The 17484-nt window shown below is 54.8% G+C and carries 24 protein-coding genes; 17 read left to right on the forward strand and 7 right to left on the reverse strand.

Annotated features, from left to right (window positions below):
- Nucleotides 1–44 precede the first annotated feature (44 nt).
- Genes O0S10_RS02145 through O0S10_RS02155 form a run of 3 tightly spaced genes read left to right on the forward strand, consistent with a single transcriptional unit; the run spans nt 45 to nt 2643 of the window.
- A complete protein-coding gene (locus O0S10_RS02145) occupies nt 45–1553 on the forward strand; it encodes a homocysteine biosynthesis protein (protein WP_268924251.1) in 1509 nt (502 codons plus the stop codon).
- The gene (locus O0S10_RS02150; RefSeq protein ID WP_268924252.1) at nt 1550–1936 is read left to right on the forward strand and encodes a 4Fe-4S binding protein; all 387 of its coding nucleotides are present in this window, start codon (nt 1550–1552) and stop codon (nt 1934–1936) included. The genes O0S10_RS02145 and O0S10_RS02150 overlap by 4 nt, the downstream gene beginning before the upstream one ends.
- Nucleotides 1933–2643 (forward strand): UPF0280 family protein, encoded by a 711-nt coding sequence (locus O0S10_RS02155; protein WP_268924253.1) that lies wholly within the window; start codon nt 1933–1935, stop codon nt 2641–2643. The genes O0S10_RS02150 and O0S10_RS02155 overlap by 4 nt, the downstream gene beginning before the upstream one ends.
- 2 nt (nt 2644–2645) lie before the next feature.
- Here the strand turns inward: O0S10_RS02155 and O0S10_RS02160 are convergent, their stop codons facing one another.
- Complete coding sequence (locus tag O0S10_RS02160) at nt 2646–3056, reverse strand: hypothetical protein (protein ID WP_268924254.1); 411 nt, start codon at nt 3054–3056, stop codon at nt 2646–2648.
- A gap of 36 nt (nt 3057–3092) precedes the next feature.
- On the reverse strand, nt 3093–3845 hold the full coding sequence (locus tag O0S10_RS02165) for a GCIP family protein (RefSeq protein ID WP_268924255.1): 753 nt from the start codon (nt 3843–3845) through the stop codon (nt 3093–3095).
- 104 nt (nt 3846–3949) lie between these two features.
- Between O0S10_RS02165 and O0S10_RS02170 the strand changes: the two genes are divergently transcribed.
- The 5 genes from O0S10_RS02170 to O0S10_RS02190 are packed head-to-tail and all read left to right on the forward strand — an operon-like array spanning nt 3950 to nt 6881.
- Nucleotides 3950–4267 carry a hypothetical protein gene (locus tag O0S10_RS02170; RefSeq protein ID WP_268924256.1) on the forward strand — a complete coding sequence of 106 codons (318 nt, stop codon included), beginning with the start codon at nt 3950–3952 and terminating at the stop codon, nt 4265–4267.
- Nucleotides 4261–4815, forward strand: a complete 555-nt coding sequence (locus O0S10_RS02175; protein ID WP_268924257.1) for a tRNA (cytidine(56)-2'-O)-methyltransferase — start codon at nt 4261–4263, stop codon at nt 4813–4815. Before O0S10_RS02170 ends, O0S10_RS02175 begins: the two co-directional genes overlap by 7 nt.
- On the forward strand, nt 4812–5888 hold the full coding sequence (locus O0S10_RS02180) for an ATP-grasp domain-containing protein (protein WP_268924258.1): 1077 nt from the start codon (nt 4812–4814) through the stop codon (nt 5886–5888). Before O0S10_RS02175 ends, O0S10_RS02180 begins: the two co-directional genes overlap by 4 nt.
- The gene (locus O0S10_RS02185) at nt 5888–6406 is read left to right on the forward strand and encodes a transcription factor (RefSeq protein ID WP_425438302.1); all 519 of its coding nucleotides are present in this window, start codon (nt 5888–5890) and stop codon (nt 6404–6406) included. The genes O0S10_RS02180 and O0S10_RS02185 overlap by 1 nt, the downstream gene beginning before the upstream one ends.
- The gene (locus tag O0S10_RS02190) at nt 6399–6881 is read left to right on the forward strand and encodes an HDIG domain-containing metalloprotein (RefSeq protein WP_268924260.1); all 483 of its coding nucleotides are present in this window, start codon (nt 6399–6401) and stop codon (nt 6879–6881) included. Before O0S10_RS02185 ends, O0S10_RS02190 begins: the two co-directional genes overlap by 8 nt.
- An 8-nt stretch (nt 6882–6889) precedes the next feature.
- On the opposite strand, the gene O0S10_RS02195 is transcribed toward O0S10_RS02190, so the two are convergent.
- From O0S10_RS02195 to O0S10_RS02210, 4 genes are read right to left on the reverse strand one after another with little or no spacing between them, the layout of a single operon-like run.
- Nucleotides 6890–7450, reverse strand: coding sequence for a DUF447 domain-containing protein (locus O0S10_RS02195; protein WP_268924261.1), 561 nt, complete (start codon nt 7448–7450; stop codon nt 6890–6892).
- Nucleotides 7438–8268 (reverse strand): triphosphoribosyl-dephospho-CoA synthase, encoded by an 831-nt coding sequence (locus tag O0S10_RS02200; RefSeq protein ID WP_268924262.1) that lies wholly within the window; start codon nt 8266–8268, stop codon nt 7438–7440. Before O0S10_RS02200 ends, O0S10_RS02195 begins: the two co-directional genes overlap by 13 nt.
- Nucleotides 8249–9364 carry a methanogenesis marker 9 domain-containing protein gene (locus O0S10_RS02205; protein WP_268924263.1) on the reverse strand — a complete coding sequence of 372 codons (1116 nt, stop codon included), beginning with the start codon at nt 9362–9364 and terminating at the stop codon, nt 8249–8251. Before O0S10_RS02205 ends, O0S10_RS02200 begins: the two co-directional genes overlap by 20 nt.
- Before the next feature lie 31 nt (nt 9365–9395).
- Nucleotides 9396–9863 (reverse strand): Holliday junction resolvase, encoded by a 468-nt coding sequence (locus O0S10_RS02210; protein WP_268924264.1) that lies wholly within the window; start codon nt 9861–9863, stop codon nt 9396–9398.
- Nucleotides 9864–10207: 344 nt separating this feature from the next.
- Between O0S10_RS02210 and O0S10_RS02215 the strand changes: the two genes are divergently transcribed.
- Nucleotides 10208–10408 carry a YwbE family protein gene (locus tag O0S10_RS02215; protein WP_268924265.1) on the forward strand — a complete coding sequence of 67 codons (201 nt, stop codon included), beginning with the start codon at nt 10208–10210 and terminating at the stop codon, nt 10406–10408.
- A gap of 11 nt (nt 10409–10419) precedes the next feature.
- Here the strand turns inward: O0S10_RS02215 and O0S10_RS02220 are convergent, their stop codons facing one another.
- Nucleotides 10420–11232 (reverse strand): protease inhibitor I42 family protein, encoded by an 813-nt coding sequence (locus tag O0S10_RS02220; RefSeq protein ID WP_268924266.1) that lies wholly within the window; start codon nt 11230–11232, stop codon nt 10420–10422.
- Nucleotides 11233–11613: 381 nt separating this feature from the next.
- On the opposite strand from O0S10_RS02220, the gene O0S10_RS02225 reads away from it, so the two are divergent.
- The 8 genes from O0S10_RS02225 to O0S10_RS02260 are packed head-to-tail and all read left to right on the forward strand — an operon-like array spanning nt 11614 to nt 17284.
- Nucleotides 11614–12147, forward strand: coding sequence for a methyltransferase domain-containing protein (locus tag O0S10_RS02225; RefSeq protein WP_268924267.1), 534 nt, complete (start codon nt 11614–11616; stop codon nt 12145–12147).
- Nucleotides 12141–12752: a cobalt-factor II C(20)-methyltransferase gene (locus O0S10_RS02230; RefSeq protein ID WP_268924268.1), complete on the forward strand. Its 612-nt coding sequence runs from the start codon at nt 12141–12143 to the stop codon at nt 12750–12752. The genes O0S10_RS02225 and O0S10_RS02230 overlap by 7 nt, the downstream gene beginning before the upstream one ends.
- Nucleotides 12749–13462 (forward strand): precorrin-4 C(11)-methyltransferase, encoded by a 714-nt coding sequence (gene cobM, locus O0S10_RS02235; protein ID WP_268924269.1) that lies wholly within the window; start codon nt 12749–12751, stop codon nt 13460–13462. The genes O0S10_RS02230 and cobM overlap by 4 nt, the downstream gene beginning before the upstream one ends.
- Entirely contained in the window at nt 13459–14328 is an 870-nt protein-coding gene (gene cbiG, locus O0S10_RS02240) for a cobalt-precorrin 5A hydrolase (RefSeq protein WP_268924270.1), read from the forward strand. Before cobM ends, cbiG begins: the two co-directional genes overlap by 4 nt.
- Before the next feature lie 2 nt (nt 14329–14330).
- Nucleotides 14331–15092, forward strand: a complete 762-nt coding sequence (gene cobJ, locus O0S10_RS02245; protein ID WP_268924271.1) for a precorrin-3B C(17)-methyltransferase — start codon at nt 14331–14333, stop codon at nt 15090–15092.
- Nucleotides 15040–15699 (forward strand): precorrin-8X methylmutase, encoded by a 660-nt coding sequence (locus O0S10_RS02250; RefSeq protein ID WP_268924272.1) that lies wholly within the window; start codon nt 15040–15042, stop codon nt 15697–15699. The genes cobJ and O0S10_RS02250 overlap by 53 nt, the downstream gene beginning before the upstream one ends.
- Nucleotides 15696–16718: a cobalt-precorrin-5B (C(1))-methyltransferase gene (locus O0S10_RS02255; RefSeq protein ID WP_268924273.1), complete on the forward strand. Its 1023-nt coding sequence runs from the start codon at nt 15696–15698 to the stop codon at nt 16716–16718. Before O0S10_RS02250 ends, O0S10_RS02255 begins: the two co-directional genes overlap by 4 nt.
- Nucleotides 16715–17284 carry a cobalt-precorrin-7 (C(5))-methyltransferase gene (locus O0S10_RS02260; RefSeq protein ID WP_268924274.1) on the forward strand — a complete coding sequence of 190 codons (570 nt, stop codon included), beginning with the start codon at nt 16715–16717 and terminating at the stop codon, nt 17282–17284. The genes O0S10_RS02255 and O0S10_RS02260 overlap by 4 nt, the downstream gene beginning before the upstream one ends.
- Nucleotides 17285–17484: the final 200 nt, after the last annotated feature.

The following is a 17484-nucleotide window of genomic DNA, read 5'->3' on the forward strand; positions in this document are numbered from 1 at the left end:
AATAAGTCACTTTATATACATGGAGCAGGGAGATATTAGACTATATGTACAAATCCATCGACGATATTAACGAACATATCCGCGATGGAAGTGTGCGGGTTGTAACAGCCGAAGAGATGCCGGACATCGTCGACGAACTCGGCGTGTCAGGAGCACTCCGGGAAGTGGATGTTGTCACAACCGGCACCTTCGGCGCGATGTGCTCGTCAGGGGCGTTCCTCAACTTCGGACACCCGGAGATCCCCATCCGTATGGAGAAAATGTGGCTCAACAATGTTGAGGCATATGCGGGTGTTGCAGCGGTTGACTGCTATCTCGGGGCAACACAGGAGTCAATAACCCGCGGAGACGATTACGGAGGTGCCCATGTGATCGAAGACCTGATTGCAGGCCGGTCGGTTGAACTGCACGCCCGTGCCAAAGGCACGGACTGCTACCCCCGCCAGTCCCTTACCAACGAGTTCACCTTATCCGATCTCAATCAGGCGATCATGGTCAACCCGCGGAACTCCTATCAGTGTTACAACGCGGCAACGAATATGGGTGACCATGCGGTCAAAACTTATATGGGGTATCTCCTGCCCGGTCATCGCAATATCACCTACTCAGGAGCAGGAGCTCTTTCGCCCCTGACAAACGATCCGACATTCTCAGTGATAGGTTCTGGGACCCCGATCTTCCTTGGCGGTGCAAACGGAACGGTCGTCGGTGAAGGAACCCAGCACTCGCCGGGCGCAGGATTCGGTACGCTGATGACGACCGGCGACATGAAGGAGATGTCAACCGACTATATCCGTGCCGCAACGATGACCGGTTATGGGGTGACGATGTATGTGGGTGTGGGTGTCCCGATCCCGCTGTTAAACGAGGAGATCGTGAAGCACACGGCAGTGCGGGACGAGGATCTTACAACCAGCATTGTGGACTACGGCACACCGGTCCGTGACCGGCCGGTGGTGCGCGAGGTGACGTATGCGGAGCTGAAGAGCGGGGCGGTTGAGATCAACGGCGAGGAGATCAGAACATCGCCTCTGTCCAGCTACAAAAAGGCACGCGAAGTTGCAGCCGAGCTGAAGGGAAGAATTGAAGCGGGAACGTTTACGATGGCGCTTGCAACCCGTCCGATCAATGCAACGAAGAGGAACAAGCCGATGGCCGAGCATGGGGTTGTCCGCCGCGTGAGTGAGATGATGGTGGGCACGTTTGTGACCATCACCGGCGAGGAAAGTGTCAAGGAGGCGGCAAACCGTCTGCTGAAAGGAAACACGAACCATCTGCCGGTGATCGACTCAGAAAACCGGCTGATCGGGATTGTGACGACGTTTGATATCTCCAAAGCGTTCGCCCGCGACGAGGAGGATCAGAAAGTGTCGGAGATTATGACCCGCAGCGTGATTACGGCGCTGCCGGACGAACCGGTGGATCTTGCCGCACGCAGGCTGCAACTGAACAACATCGGTGCACTGGTGGTTATTGATACGGCAAAGAAGGTGCTCGGCATGCTGAACTCCTATGATCTCGGTGATCTGGTGGGAGAGAGGTGGCACAAATGAAACTGATGGTAACCTTTGACAGCGACGGGGTGCAGGAGGCGAACATTGCGAATGCAATTCTTGCTTCCGGCGTTCCGGTGAATGTGGAACGGGCGCAGATCGATGGCGATGACGGCTGGACACTGCTGGATGTGAAAGATGCAGATGCGGAGAAGTTCATCGAGGCACTAAAGCATCCCGGCGTTACCGTGAAGATTCAGCGGGATGCAGTTTCGCACAATCTGACGGAGTGCGTTGACTGCGGTCTGTGCATCAGCATCTGCCAGAAAAAGGTGTTTTCCTTTGATGATTCCTGGCAGCTGCAGGTCAACTCGGAACGCTGTGTTCTGTGCGGGCGGTGTGCAATGTACTGTCCGCAGCGTGCGTTAAGTCTGCAGAAATGATTCGCGAGCATTTCGAGTTTCACCAGACGATTACGACGATCCTCGCCGAGGATCCCACCCATATTGTGGCGGCGAAGGCGGGAATGATTGCAGGCCGGGCGGACCTTGAGTCCTATATCCGTGCCGATCCTTTTTTTGGAACTTCCTACTCGCCGGTGCCGGCGGAGTCTGATGCGCCGCTGATTGTGCGGCGGATGGCGGCAGCGGCAGCCGAGGCGGATGTCGGGCCGATGGCGGCGGTTGCAGCGGCGATTGCGTGGGCCGGGGTAGAGAGTATGATTTCCGCGGGTGCCGCGTTTGGTCTGATTGACAATGGCGGTGATATTGTGTTTACCGCAGCCGACCGGCCGGTACGTGCGGGTCTGTATGCAGGGACCGCCCCTGTGTCGGGAAAGTATGCATTTGTCCTGCCCCCGGCTCCCGGTATCCGGGCGGTGTGCACCTCGTCTGCGACGGTCGGACCGTCGGTTTCGTTCGGGGTTGCGGATGCGGTGGCGGTGTTTTCCCGCGATCCGGCGAAAGCGGATGCCTGGGCAACGGGGCTGTGCAATGACCTCCGTCCAACGAACGAAGGGATTGTACTGCCGGACGGAACGGCAGTTGACGCGGTGTATGCGGTTATCGGGGAATGGACTGCGGCATGGGGAGAGGTCCCGGAGATGGTTCCTGCTGCCGTCCGCTATGATATGATTACGAAAGGGGAGTAGGATTATGCCGAGCAGTGCTCGCGGGCAAAGTCTGCGGCACGGTCGTATGCTCCCTCTCCGGTGAAGGCTGCGAGGATTTTTTCCCCGTCCCAGACACCGATGAAAAACAGTTTTTTGGATCGATCAAATCCCATAATCAGCTCCGCAAGTTCAACCGGCAGTATTTTGATGCCGTGCAGGAGCTGTGAGGACGGTTCAAGCAGGAGGATATCGTACACGTCAATGTCAGGGACTTCGCCAAAGGCGTACATGTAGGTCTGCGCTGCATTCGTCAGATCAGAGGTACAGAGCTGAACCGCAACGTCCGGATCAAGTTCGCGCATCAGCCGGGCAAGTTCTGCATCATCGTCTTCACAGGCATCGTAGAGGGAGTCGGCAAGAAGCGTCAGCTCTGCATCGGTCATCACAGTCATTTGCTGTGTAGTATTCGTAGTTCTCAGATGAATAATCTATGCCGATGGTTTCTGCATTCGGACAAATTTATAATCCTTCAGGAGTTTTTCGTACTTCCGCATCAGGTCTCTATCGTCCTGGGAAAGGTTTCCCCCTGAGTCAATGGCCTGTTTAAGGAGATCCTCGTTGTTGTCCAGGACCGCAAGGAAGAGGTCTATATTGGGATCCTCTACACCTTTTTTCTCTTTGAGGTAACGGAATGCATCTTTGACATAGTCATCACTGTAGGTTATCCGGTCTTTCACCGCATTAACAGCTGTCTTTGAAAGCCTTTCCACACTGTCCCCGGAGATTTCAGGGAGAAGTGCATAGATGTTGTTTTTCAGATTCAGCAGTTCGTCATGATATTGTTTGCTGATTCTACTGAGTTCTTTTTCGGCATTGTGAGCAGCAAAACCAATGGTGATACCATCCTGCCGGTTAAGAATAATCAGAAGCTCCACGTACAGTACAGTTTTGTCACCATTCTGGTTAATCAGGTATTCGATCGCAAGCCAGGTGGGACTTAACAGGAAGTCGCTGATGATTTTCTTTTCAGCATCGAATCCAAGATTTTTCATGTCGTTCCGGTATGATGATTTGGTGATAATGGATTTCAGGGCTGTGTCGAGCTTTACCAGATCTTCTTTGGTATCCTCACGTGTCCGGTGTTCAAACTCCTGTAGTTTTTTGTTCTGGGTAAATCCATAGATGCTGGAGATGATGCTGACCACAAGGGAGGTGAATGCAACAACGACGGTGAGTTCCATATCTATGAATGTTACCTTTGACAGTGATAAGAGGGCTGTTTGTGACAAAGTACAGGACGCCAAGCATGCAACCTTAATCTCTTCTGCGTTCAAACTGTTACCTCATGAAGGAGGAGACGACCCATACCGGGGAATGGAGTGGTTGCAGCAGCGACAGTGCCATTGACTGGGCACTCTACCACATGCTGACCGATGAAAAGCCGGTGATGATTACAGAACTGGTGCAACGATCAGGATGGAGCCGGGATGTCGTGGCGGAATCCCTGTCCCGGCTGGAGGCCAACTGCCTGATTGCAGTTATGGGCGAGTCGGTCAGTCTCCTGAGTTTATCGGACATGCTGATGCTGAATGAGATGATGCATGCTCCTGATATGCCGGTCTATATTGAAAACGGAGTTATCAAGGCGAAGAAACAATGCTGAAACCAGAATCCTATATCCTACGAATCGGCCACCGGCCGGAACGCGACCAGCGGGTCACGACACACGTCGGACTGAGTTCCCGGGCGCTCGGGGCGAGCGGAATGTATCTTGCCGCAGATGATCAGAAGGTTGCCGACAGCATTGCGGACGTTGCGCACCGGTTTGGCGGTACCTACTTCTGCGAGAATAATGTTAAGTGGAAGAGCTGTATCAATAATTTCAAACGAAACGGCGGGAAGGTTGTGCACCTTACCATGTACGGTCTGCGGCTGCAGGACGTGATATCCGAAATCCGTACCGAGGAAAAAATTCTGGTCGTGGTGGGTGCCGAGAAGGTGCCGGGAGATATGTATGAACTCGCTGACTACAATGTGGCGGTTGCCAACCAGCCGCACTCGGAGATTTCTGCTCTTGCGCTGTTTCTGGATCATCTGTATGAAGGTGCGGAACTGGAACTGGCGTTTCCGGATGCGGAACTTGAGGTGCTGCCGACCGCAATTGGCAAAACGACCGTCAAGCACGATGAACACCACGGTGACGAAGCGTGAGTCCGTCGGTACTGGTTGCCGGATACACAACCCGTCACGTGGCAAAGTCTGCGGCGCGTGCAGGGTATGACGTGTATGCGGTGGATCACTTCTGTGATCAGGATCTGCTCTGGTGTACAAAGGATGCGATGGCATTTGATGAGCTGGATGAACTGCCGTTTGCCATTGAGGAGATGCTCTCACGACATGATATCGACTGTGTGGTGACGACATCAGGTGCGGAGCTTTTGGATGTGCCGGACCGGCTGGGCACCGCTCCGGAGATTGCGGCACGGTTTATGGATAAGGGGAAGACTCAGGAGTTTTTTGAGTCTCTCGATGTTCCGGTTCCCCGGAGGCTTTCTGACGGCGAGTATCCTGCGATGATGAAGACGCTGTCGGGTGCCGGCGGATGGCGGAATGCGGTAGTTCACAGTGACGTGGAGCGCGCGTACTGGGAGGAGTTTGCGGAGCACGAACCGTTTATGATGCAGGAGGTGATTACGGGTGTTCCGGCAAGTGTTTCCTGTGTGGGCACGGGAAATGCGGCAAAAGCAGTTGCAGCAAATGAACAGATTCTCCGCGGAGGGGAGAACTGTGCCTATGCGTTTTCGGGATCAGTTACACCCTGTACGCACCCGATGACCAAACGGATGATGGCAGTTGCTGAAGAGATTGTTGCCGCAAGCGGATGCGTGGGGTCGGTCGGGGTGGATTTTGTTCTGACGGATACGGAAGCCTACGCAATTGAGGTGAACCCGCGGTTTCAGGGAACGGTGGAGACGGTGGAAGCAGCGACCGGTGTGAATTTGTTCCGGCTGCATGCGGATGCATGCCGCGGGATACTGCCTGATGCTGTGCCAAAACCCAGACAGGTCTGCGTGCGGAAAATTCTTGCGGCTCCGGAGCCGCTGGTGATGCGTGCTGACATGCGGGAGCTGGCAGGAACGATCACCGACATTCCGCATCCGGGGACGGTGTTTGAGGAGGGAGAAGTGATGTTTTCGGTTCTCGGGTGCGGAAAGTCGCGGGAGGATGCGTTTGTGTCTCTGGATAAACATATTACAGACGCCGTCCAACATATAAAGACATGATGGCGATCACTGAGGAACAGCTGCAAAATCCGGCAATATTCCAGTATCTTCTGAAACTCGTGGGTGAGGAGGGGATTGAACTTCTCCGCCGCTGCCCGAACGAGGAGTTGAGCGATGAGGATATTGCGGCGAGGACGGAGATCAACTTAAACTCCGTGCGCCATACGCTGTATAATCTCTATGAGCACCGGCTGGCGGAATACCGCAGAATTAAAAATAATGAGACGGGATGGCTGACGTATCTGTGGATTATGCGGATGGATAATCTGAATCTGGTTCTGCGCTCGGAGATGGAGACGGTGGTGGGAAAGCTGTCAGCGCGCCTGCAGTATGATGAGGCGAACGACTTTTATCAGTGCAAGAACTGCGGTTTGATGACGACGTTTAATAATGCGTGTACGACAAACTTCGCCTGCGAGCAGTGCGGCGAGATGCTGGTGCATTTCGATGATGAACTGCTGGTATCAGCACTGAAGAGCCGCGTTGAGAAGATGCGCGAGGCTCTTTCGGATGCCTGAGAATCCGTATTCTCAGATTCTTTTTTCTGCGGGCTGCGACTCCGGCGTGGTTCGGCATTGTGAGGTTGTTGCATCAGTTGCATCACGGTTTTCCGGTGATTCGGTGGATTCCGAACTGGTCCGGGCAGGATCGATGATGCATGATATCGGACGGTCAGTGACCCATGATATTTCCCATGCGCAGGAGGGGGCACGGATATGCTGCGAGCGGGGCGAACGTGAGATTCTGACGGAGATTGTGCGCCGGCATACGGGAGCGGGTCTGGATGCGGATGAGTGTACGCTTCTCGGACTTTCTCCGATGGATTGTGTGCCGCAGACACTGGAGGAGAAGATTGTGGCGCATGCGGATAATCTGGTGAAGGGTTCAACGGTAATTTCCATTGAGGAGCGTATGATGCGAATTGCGGATCTGTCAGGCCGATCAAAAAAGAAAATATGGCGGCTTGCAATGGAAGTTGAGCTGCTTGGATAACACCGGACTTACAATCCGCAGATTTCGCGGAGAAGTTTTTCCGCCTCGCGTTCGCGGGGGCCGCCGCATTTGGCAACCACACCCAGATGATACTCGATGAGATCGCGGAGACGGTCATCCTTGTTGTACACATATCTCGTTGCATGTACCGTTGCGTCGATGATGCTGTTGAAGCCCCGGTTGATCGGGTGCGGTTCCTCGCGGATATACTCGGATGCCACCGGCAGAAGATCGATGTAATAGGTTTCCTCGGTTTCATGCAGAACGGTTGTCCGGAACGCCATCCATGCGTCTGCGGAAAGCAGCCGCTGCATCACGATGCCGCCGACAAATACATCCGCCAGATCGTCAGCTGCGACGTCCGAAAACGCATATTGCGGATAGAGGTAACAGTCCGAAACAAAGTTTGCTGTAACCCAGCCGTACTCAAGGATGTTCGCAGCTGTCTTTGATCCCTTGAACAGAATCATCCGCGGGGAGATGCCCGGTTTTACGATGATGCCCATCGGGGCAGCATTGTCTTTTGTAACCGCAATTACTTCGGTGATTCCTTCGCCTAACAGTCCCATTTCCAACCCTCCAGAAGAGCGGTAAATATTCCTGCAATGCAGATGTCGGCAAGGGAGCCGGGATTGATGCCCGCTTTGATGCATTCTCCGTCAAATGCGGCAAGAGATCGTTTGCCGTCCAGAACCTCGCGGGCCTGATACATCACCGCTTCCGCGGTTTTTGCATCAAACTTCTTTGCAATAAAGGTGTCCGGATACTCTGCCATGAGGGCAAGAAACATTGCAGGGATCGTGTGTACTCCGCTGTTTTGTGCGATCAGCAGGTCTGCTGCGCGGCGTGTCAGGGCAAAGCCGTTCGTCCATTCGCGTGCAACCATGTCGTGCGGGGCAGAGTACTCCATTACGTTATACATCGTGATCTGTTCGTCAATCAGCCGTTGTACCGAGGCCGGATCGTTAACATCCATGGGGTCCTCGGTTCTGACCCGCACCTGTGTCAGGCCGAATGCTTCATAGAAGAGGACTGCATCAGTCACGGTTGTTTTTTTCACCAGTTCCGCCGCGCCGGCAATTCCTCTGCCTGCAATTAACGGCAGAAGAAGAAGAAACGCGCCGAAGTGTGTGTTGCCGCCGTTGTGCATGTTTGTGCGTGCGACTGCATCGCGCATCGCTTCGCCGATGGAGAGACGGCCTTCTTCAACAGCGGAAAAAACCGGTTTTGCCAGAACTGCCGAGGAAAGAAAATGATCGAGCCGGGTGTCTTCGTAGTCGTGACACCGGTCAATGTTGCCCGGTTTTCCGCGGGCAGTGACTTCAAGGAGCATGGCAAACTGCGCGAGCTCTGCAAGAGAGGCGGGTTTAACAGTCGGTTGGGACATCGGCAAAAATCTTCTCCATGATTCCGTCCGAAAGCTCCCGTTTTATTGCCATATATTCATTCTTTGCAAGCGGCAGGGATTTGAGTGTCATGTCGCGGAACATGCAGGGGGTTGAGGATTTGCAGCACCAGGCAAGACTGCCGAAACAGGTATGACTGCCTTTTGAAAGTTCAGTGCCGTCCGTCAACTCCTGTTTGAGTGCGAGGTACTCCTGACGGCTCATGCCGATTGTGTCAAGTGTCGGTAAAAGCGGGCACTGCTTGACCGGCATGCAGCAGAAGGTAAGGGAACGCAGGTCACCGCCGCGGCAGAGCTGTTTCGGTGCGTTGTACCAGCCGTTTTCTTCGGCGGTTGCACGGATGTAGCGGTCAAGAAGCTGGAGGGTTGCAACGTTTGCCGAACGGGCAAGGGAAACCATGTCGGCACCGTGCGAGAACATGTCCATCATTTTGTCGGGTGCGTTGATGCTGTTATTTGCAATAAGAGTCAGGGGGCAGCTGTTTCTGATCTGCCGGATGCGGGTGTAGCCAGTGTCCATCAGGTCAACATGCAGGATGTCGGCACCGGCAGCCCAGAGTTTTCGTGCAAGCAGCCGGTCATCGGTTACGCCTGCACGGGTTTTGACGGAGACGCAGACACCTTCTGCGTGAAGGGCGCGGACAATGTCGCAGAGGGCGTCGGTATTGTACAGCAGGTATTCGCCGCAGTGTGCGTCGATCATCGGCTGCTGGCGGCAGTGTGCGTCGATTTCATAGATGACATCTTTGCCGAACTCGCGGGCTGCGGCAACGTATGCGTCGGGTGTTGCGCCGCGAAGGTTCAGGCCGATAACGACATCGGTTCCTTCAAGCATGGCAAGCTCGGTTGCAATTTCGTCGAAACCTTCCGAAAACTCGGTGCGGCCCGCTTCAACCATTTTCCGGGCAGCTTCCTGTGTGGCGGCGTCCAGAGAAAATCCCCCGATGAAGGCAGCGCCTACATGGGCCGCACGTTCAAGGACATACTCTGCATTGGTGATTCCCGCCATGGATGCGAGTACTACCGGTGTTTTCACCGGTTTTCCGTTTATTGATAAAAATCTGTTCAACCCTCGCATAGATTCTATACTTATTCGTTCTCTCAGGTATTTAGTCTGACGGAGACGGTACGAGGGAGTCAAGGTGGTAGCCGTAGGGGGTGCGTTCCAGCGGGATGCATTTGCGGAACTCGTCTATCGGGATGCTGGCCTGCGAGGCGAAGAATGCGAGTACCATATCCCAGGGCATGAGGTAGGCTTCGTTTTTCTGGCCTCCCCGGAACTCTACGGCAAGGAATCCGTGCCTGCCGGTATATTTGAGAAAGCCGGAGATGTTGTCGATCTGGTGCACGTTGTCTTTGTCTTTGTGGAAGTTGCTCGTAAAGGAGAGACGTTTTCCTTTGACGGATTTGCATTCAATGGCAAGGTAAAAGGAAGGGTCGAGCGAGTCAACGATGATGTCGACATATTGGGTGTTGAAGTGCGCCTGCTTGAGGCGGTAGGCGAAGCCTTTCGTCCGGTGTTCGGTAAAGTACCGGTTGATGCAGATGACTACTGCACGCTCGAATTCGTTTGCCATGTTCTTTTCTTCATATTTGGTGTGAATTACTATTTTTAATGTGGGTTTTTATTTTTGTCCTGGGTGATGCAAAGGGAAAAATGTCTTGAAACTCCCCTGATAAAAAAAATTCTTTCGAAAATTATGGTGAACTGTATGCCAGAAACGATGATGTCGATATATTGGGTGTTGAAGTGCGCCTGCTTGAGGCGGTAGGCGAAGCCTTTCGTCCGGTGTTCGGTAAAGTACCGGTTGATGCAGATGACTACTGCACGCTCGAATTCGTTTGCCATGTTCTTTTCTTCGGGTTTCGTCTCAGAGATGATGAACTTTTATAGCCGGCGGTGCGAATGATTGATGAGAGTATGCAGGACGGACGAGTGCGGAAAAATATCAGGGTGGGATCGGCGGTTGCGATAGTTCTCAAAAAGGATCAGCCGACCGGCGCTCTTACCTGGGGGCGCGTTGCAGAGATTCTGACGAATTCATCCACCCATCCGCACGGGATTAAGGTGCGGCTTGCCGACGGGTCAGTGGGGCGGGTACAGCAGATCTACGATGAATAAAAAAAGATTTTTCACCGGAAGGTGATGTTGAAATAAAATTCGCCTACGGGCTCATCCTCCCAGGAACGTTTGTACTGGGCACGGAACTCATATGTTCCGGGCTTTTCTGCGGTGACAAGCCATTCGTAGGTTCCTCCTGAGCCGACGATAGGTCCGGCAACAGGAGTCGGGACGTAGGTCGAGTTAAGGATGACAATGTTGTCACTCTTGGTAGCGGAAAGGCCCGGAACAGCAGTCCACTCGTACCCGGTGGTCGGGTTGCCTTCTGTGGTGATCTTGACGACTTCTCCCGCGGCCGGGCTGACAATTCCATCAAAGGTTACGGAAAGCAGCGGATCAGCAGTTTCCGTTTTTGTTCCGTTGGAAAAGATCAGTGTCTGGTACAGGGTTGCCTCAGCGAGTTTGTTTTCCCAGGGACGCTGATAGTTTGCAATAAACAGGTAGGTTCCTGCTTTTTCTGCCGTGATCGTGAAGATCTCATTGCCGCCGGAACCGGCAATGTTGTCTGCAACCGGGGTTGCTTGATAGGTCTGATTGATCACGAGACCGGTAACATTGTCTGCAAGCCACTGATAGCCGGTGGTCGGGTTGCTCGGGACAGTAAACTGCATTGTGTTGCCTGCCGGAACTGCAACTCCGTATTTCTGGACGGTAATGGTAGTTACGGGGGTCATGTTTCCCGGTGTTGGTTCCTGTGTCGGTACGATGGTCACCGGGGGTGTTGGTGTGGGTGTTGCCGGTGTGTCGGTTCCAATGCAGCCTGCACTGAAGATACAGACGACAACGGCGATAAGTATGAATACTGCGATTCCAAATCTTGCCATGTTTAAAACTCCTCAGGAATAGTATATTAACATTGGCTTTGTTACAACTTTGTTCCAAAAGTCCGAAACATTTCCTCCGATTGGAACAAAAATACATGATTGACCCCGGACTGTTCCAGATTTCTGCGCCACTCAACATGAGTGACGAAAAACAGATGCAAAAGTCTTTTTTTTGAAAATAACATATTTATCGGGTGTGCATTGGCTTTGGGGCTATTTGGTACTCAGTGTCTCTCGTCACAGATTTTTGGAGCGAAAATAACATCGGCCTGATACTTTTGGAGCAACACCGGCCGACTGCATACAACTATAACGCCTCCTCACAAACATTACTTAGCAACTTTCGCTAAAGCAATTTTTCCTAAGAAGAGAGAGATCAGTATGGAGTTACCCGGAGGACCCACACAACCGGAAGTGATGGCAGTATCACTTGAAAAACTCGGTGTACGACCCGGTGATACCGCAGCCGACATAGGCTGCGGTACCGGCACAGTAACAAAAGCAATTGCTGCGCAGGCAGGTGCCGGCGGCTGCGTGTATGCCGTTGATCGCCGGCCTGCCGCAGTTTCGATCACCCGGGAGACCTGTACAGGTCTCCCGCAGGTTGAAGTGCTTGAAGGCGAGGCGCTGTCGTTTCTTTCCTCTCCCCACAAGCGAATCGATTGCGCCTTCTGCGGCGGAAGCCGCGATATTGCCGAGATCATTGCAAAACTGGATGAAGAAGGATGCAGGAGCATCGTGGTCAATGCTGTTCTTATTGAAACCGTTGTTGATACCATCCGCGTCATGAAGGAACGGGGAATTTTCCGGGAAGCGGTACATCTGCAGGTGTCCCGATCCTATGAGCTTACGGAGCGCATTATGTTCAAACCAATCAATCCTATCTATATTATTCACGGGGGCCGCGAATGCTGACGGCAGTCGGTCTCGGCCCCGGTGATGCGGAGCTTCTGACCCTTAAAGCGGTCCGCCTGCTTTCCGAGGCGGACACGGTGTTTGTGCCGGGCGGTATTGCCTCGGAACTGGTGAAACCCTATGCCAGAGAGATTGTTGTTCTTGAGTTTCCGATGACCCGTGACGAGGAGGTTATCACGGCATGTATGGAACGCAATGCCGAGAAGATTGTTCCTGTGGCAAGAGCAGGTAAAGCGGTCTTCGGTCTTATCGGGGATCCGAACTACTACTCAACCTTCTCCCGGCTTGCCGGAATGGTGCGGGAGCGGTATCCGGGTCTTGAGGTGGAGACGGTTCCGGGTATCAGTTCCATCACTGCGGTTGCCTCTCATGCACAGATTCCGGTGAACGGTGCATTTTTGGTAACGGACGGCCCGGCGGATCCGGCAACGAAAATTCTGATGAAGGTCACGCACCCGAAAGAGAAGGCAGAACTGCTGAAATCCGAGGGGTACAATGATTTCACTGTGGTTGAGCGTATGTATATGGACGGGGAGTGCGTGCACCGCGGAACGCTGCCGGAGAAGACGAACTATTTCTCAATTATGATCGCGAGGAAAGTATGAAATATTATATTGTCGGTGCAGGATGCGGCGATCCTGGTCTGATTACGGTCAAGGGAATGGAGCTTTTGCAAAAAGCAGATGTTTTGATTTATGCAGGGTCGCTCGTAAACCCTGAGTTGGTGGCAAAGTCTCCTGCTACCCTGAAGCTTGATTCCTGGGGGATGAAGCTTGAGGAGATCACCTCGGTGATTGCGGAGAGTGTGCGTGCAGGAAAGGTTGTGGTGCGGCTGCACTCCGGCGATCCGGCGATTTACGGGTCGATTGTGGAGCAGATTGCACCCCTTGAAGAGGACGGTATTCATGCGGAGATTGTGCCGGGAGTTTCCTCAATGTTCGGGGCTGCGGCTGCTTTGCAGACGGAGTACACGCTTCGCGGCGTGTCCGAGTCGGTGATTGTTACCCGGTCTGCGGGGGAGACGCTTGACTCGGATCAGCTTGCGGAGCTGTCGGAACACGGGACGACAATGGTGATCTTCCTTTCAACCGGCCACATTGATGCGGTGATGAAGAAGCTCCGCCGCTGCCCGGAAACGCCGGTCGCAGTGGTGTATCATGCCTCATGGCCTGATCAGCAGATTATCCGGGGGACGATCGCGGATATTGCCGGTAAAGTACATGCGGCAGGTATTGAGCGTTCGGCGCTTATTATTGTCGGCGACGTGGTTGCAGGAATCAAAGCCGCTTATACGAACTCGCATCTCTACGGATGAAAACTGCTGTTGTTGTTCTGGACCGGTTCCGTGCCGAAGGAGAGAAGGTCGCCGCGTTTCTTGATGCGGAGCTGGTGCCGTACTCGGATCACGTGTTTGGCGATCTCTATGGTACTGTTGAGACGATTGTTGCGGTGATGTCCGCCGGGATTGCAGTTCGCGGATGCGCTCCGCATCTTTCCGATAAGTGGCATGATCCTGCGGTGGTTGTGGTAACGCCGGATCTCCGGTATGCGGTTCCGGTACTCGGGGGTCATCATGGGGGAAATGTCTGCGCGAAACGTCTCGCGGAACTTGGCATTGAGCCGGTGATTTCAACGGCGACGGAGACGAAAGGACGTCCTTCGGTGGAGGAGACCGCCCGAACGGGAGGTTTTGCCATTGTGAACCGGTCATCAACCCGTGAGGTGAATGGTGCGATTCTTGATGGTGAGGTGCCGGTTGTGCGGGTGGAGCCGCCGCACATTGTGGTTGCAAATCCGGGTGTGTCGGTTCTGGTGAATGATTCCCTGTATGTGATGGGTGTCGGATGCCGTCTTGGAACGACCACCGAAGAGATTCTTTCGGCAATTCATGCAGCATGTACGGCAGCAGGGATTTCAGAGAGCGATGTTACGATGTATGCAACGACGGTGAAGAAGTTTCATGAGACCGGTCTGCACGAGGCGGTCAGGTCCTTATCCGGCAATCTCATCTTTCTGGATGATGATACTATTAATGCACAGGTGCCGATGACCCCGTCCCGCGCCGGGATGCTGGGTCTGTCAGGTGTTGCAGAGCCGTGTGCTCTGGCGCTTGCGAAGTCCGGTACACTGATTCTGAACAAGACCGTCTATGGCCGCGTCACGATTGCCATAGGGAAATAATTATGGGAATTCTTTGGATAGTAAGCTCCGGACCGGGCAGCCTGCAGCAGCTGACTCCGGCCGCAATGAAGGCAATTGCCGCTGCAGATGTGGTTATTGGCAATGCGTTTTATCTGGATAAACTGGAGGTCCTGCTTGTGAATAAGCAGGTTATCCGCAGTTCGATGGGTAAAGAGGTTGACCGTGCAAAGGAGGCTGCCCGCCTTGCGGCGGACTGCAATGTTGCGATGATTACCGGCGGCGATGCGGGTGTGTACGGTATGGCAAGCATTGTGCTTGAGGTGGTGGAGCATGAGTTTCCGGAGACGGAGGTCGAGGTGCTTCCGGGCGTTACTGCTGCAACTGCGGCGGCGTCCCGTCTCGGGTCACCGCTTTCGGGTGATTATGTGACGCTGAGTCTGTCGGATCTGCTGACGCCGTGGGATACGATCGAGAAGCGTCTGAATCTGGCGTTCCAGATGGGTGTTCCGGTTGCGCTGTACAATCCAAAAAGCCGCGGGCGACCGCTGAATCTGGGGAAGGCCATTGGTATTGCACTGCAGTACCGTGTCCCGGAAACGCCGGTCGGCGTGGTGAGGAATGTGTTTCGCGACGGTGAGGAGACGTTCTGCGTGACGCTTGCATCGCTTGGAGAAAATGATGAGCTGGTTGATATGCATTCGATTCTGATTATCGGCGGCGAGGAGACCAGGTTCTGGGAGGATAATGGAGATGTCAAAGGAATTATTACGCCCCGGGGTTACCACAGAAAGTACGTATACTGATATCGGCGCTGATACGCCGGAAGGATTTTCGATTTCGTCGCGCAGCAGAAGCCTTGCGCGGGAGATGGTCGGGAACGCGACGCCAGAGGATCGGATTCGTCAGCGGTGTTCGATTGCGGTAGGCGACTGGGCGATGGCGGATCTGCTGCGGTTCGAGAATGATCCGGTTTCGGCGGGTCTTGCAGCGGTTGCGGCAGGTGCTCCGATCTTTACGGATATCCGTATGGTTCTGACCGGGATTCAGAAGCGCGGGCATTCCTGTCCGGTTGCGTGTGCGCTGGATTATGGTGCGGATATTTCCCGGGAGCAGGGGATTACCCGCAGTTCGGCAGGGTTTGTTGCGCTGAAGGACAGGCTGGATGGTTCGATTGTGGTTATCGGGAATGCGCCGAGTGCACTTTTGACGGTGTGCGGGTTTGTGGATGAGGGGATACGTCCGGCACTGATTGTGGGGACGCCGGTGGGGTTTGTGAATGCGGCGGAGTCAAAGGAGGTTCTGCGGATGAAGGCGGTTCCGTCGGTCTCCAATGTTGGTACCCGCGGCGGTACGCCGGTTGCGGTTGCGTCGCTGAATGAGATTATTACGATGTATTCTGAACAGACATGATTGATCCGGTGAGCGGTTTTCCTTATCCTGAGGCGTGGGTGCGTTTGTGTACGGATGAGGCGGCACGCGATCTTGCGCGGTCGGGGTTCGGGGTGCTGACGGCGAATGGTACGGTGCTCCGTCGAGGGTTTACGACCGGGACTACGGCGGCGGCGGCGGCGTTTGCTGCGGTTGCGTCACTTGCCGGTGCGGAGGTGTCGGAGGCGGAGATAGTGCTTCCGTGCGGTATTCCGGCGAGAGTTCCTGCCTGCGGCAGGAACGGGCATGGTGAGGCAGAAAAGTTTGCCGGGGATTATCCTGATGATATTACTGCAGGAATTTTGATTGTTGCGGAGGCGAAGCCGTCAGAGATGGTTTTGCTTGCCGCAGGAGAGGGTATCGGCAGGTTTGCGCGGGCGACTCCGCGGTATGGGCTGGGTGAGCCTGCGATCAGTCCTCAGGCGAGGGCGGAGATTCTGGGGGCGATTGAGGCGGCATGTTGTCTGGCCGGGGTGGCCGGTGCGGAGGTTGTTCTGCGGATTCCGGAGGGTGCGCGGATTGGTGCACTGACGCTGAATCCGAAGGTGGGTGTTTTCGGCGGTATTTCGGTGGTGGGGACGACGGGGTTTGTGGAGCCGTGGGATGATCATCTGACGGAGACGCTTGGGGAGCGGATTGCGGCGGCTTCGGATGTGGTGATTACGACAGGCCGGACGGGTCTGCGGTTTTCGCGGTTGTTGTTTCCGGCGTGTGAGGTGGTGCTTGCGGGGTCGAAGATTGCCGAGGCGCTTGCTGCGGCGGAGCACTGCCGCAGTGTTGTTGTGTGTGGTCTGCCGGGTCTGATTCTCCGGTTTTTCCATCCGGAGGTGGCGACGTCGCGGGGGTTTTCGACGGTGGAGGAGCTGGCGGCTTCTGCCGGTGGTCCTGCTGCGATGCGGGCGGAGGTTTTGGATGCGGTGCGGCGGTTTCCGCGGGTGCGCGTTGTGCTTCTGGATCGGGACGGGGCGGTGCTGGTTGATTCCCGGGAGGTGCAGGGATGATTGTTGTTGGTGTTGGTGCCGGTGCGGGGATGCTGACGGAGGAGGGGATTTCCCGGATTCGTGCGGCGAAGTTGATCTACGGGTCGGTTCGTGCGCTTGAGCTTGCACGGGGGTATGCGGCGGCGGATGCGGAGCTGGTTCCGATTACGGATTATAAGGCGCTGCGTGCTCTTCCGGAGGATGCGGTGGTTTTGTCAACGGGGGATCCGCTGATGGCGGGGCTCGGGTATCTGCCGGGGGAGGTGGTGCCGGGGATTTCGTCGATGCAGGCGGCGTTTGCGCGGCTGAAGGTTTCGTGGACGAATGTTGCGGTGGTGAATGCGCACGGGAAGGATCATGCGTCGGCGGTTGCGCGTGCGGCGGCGGATGTGCGTGCGGGGCATTCGGTGTTTGTGATTGCGGATCCGGATTTTTCGGTTGCGGTGCTTGCGGCGGCACTTCCTCCGGAGGTACGGGTTGCGGTCTGTGAGGATTTGGGGTATCCGTTTGAGCGGGTGGCGGAGGGGACGGCAGGGTGTCCGCCGGAGGTGCGCAGCAGGTTGTTCTGTGTTGTTGCAGGGTATTGATGTGTGGCGGGGCGGGGATGTTGCTTTCGGGGTTCCTGTCTGGCGGGTCTTTTCGTTGTGGTTTTGCTTGGAGTAACCACGGAAAACACGGAATATACGGAATTCCACGGAAAAAAACACGGAATACCGCTGCGCTTACGGAACAACACGGAAAGAATCTGGGTACTGGAATCTGGCGGCAGTATCCGCCTGTGGCGATG

This window comes from Methanocorpusculum petauri, from assembly GCF_026891975.1.
Taxonomy (GTDB): domain Archaea; phylum Halobacteriota; class Methanomicrobia; order Methanomicrobiales; family Methanocorpusculaceae; genus Methanocorpusculum; species Methanocorpusculum petauri.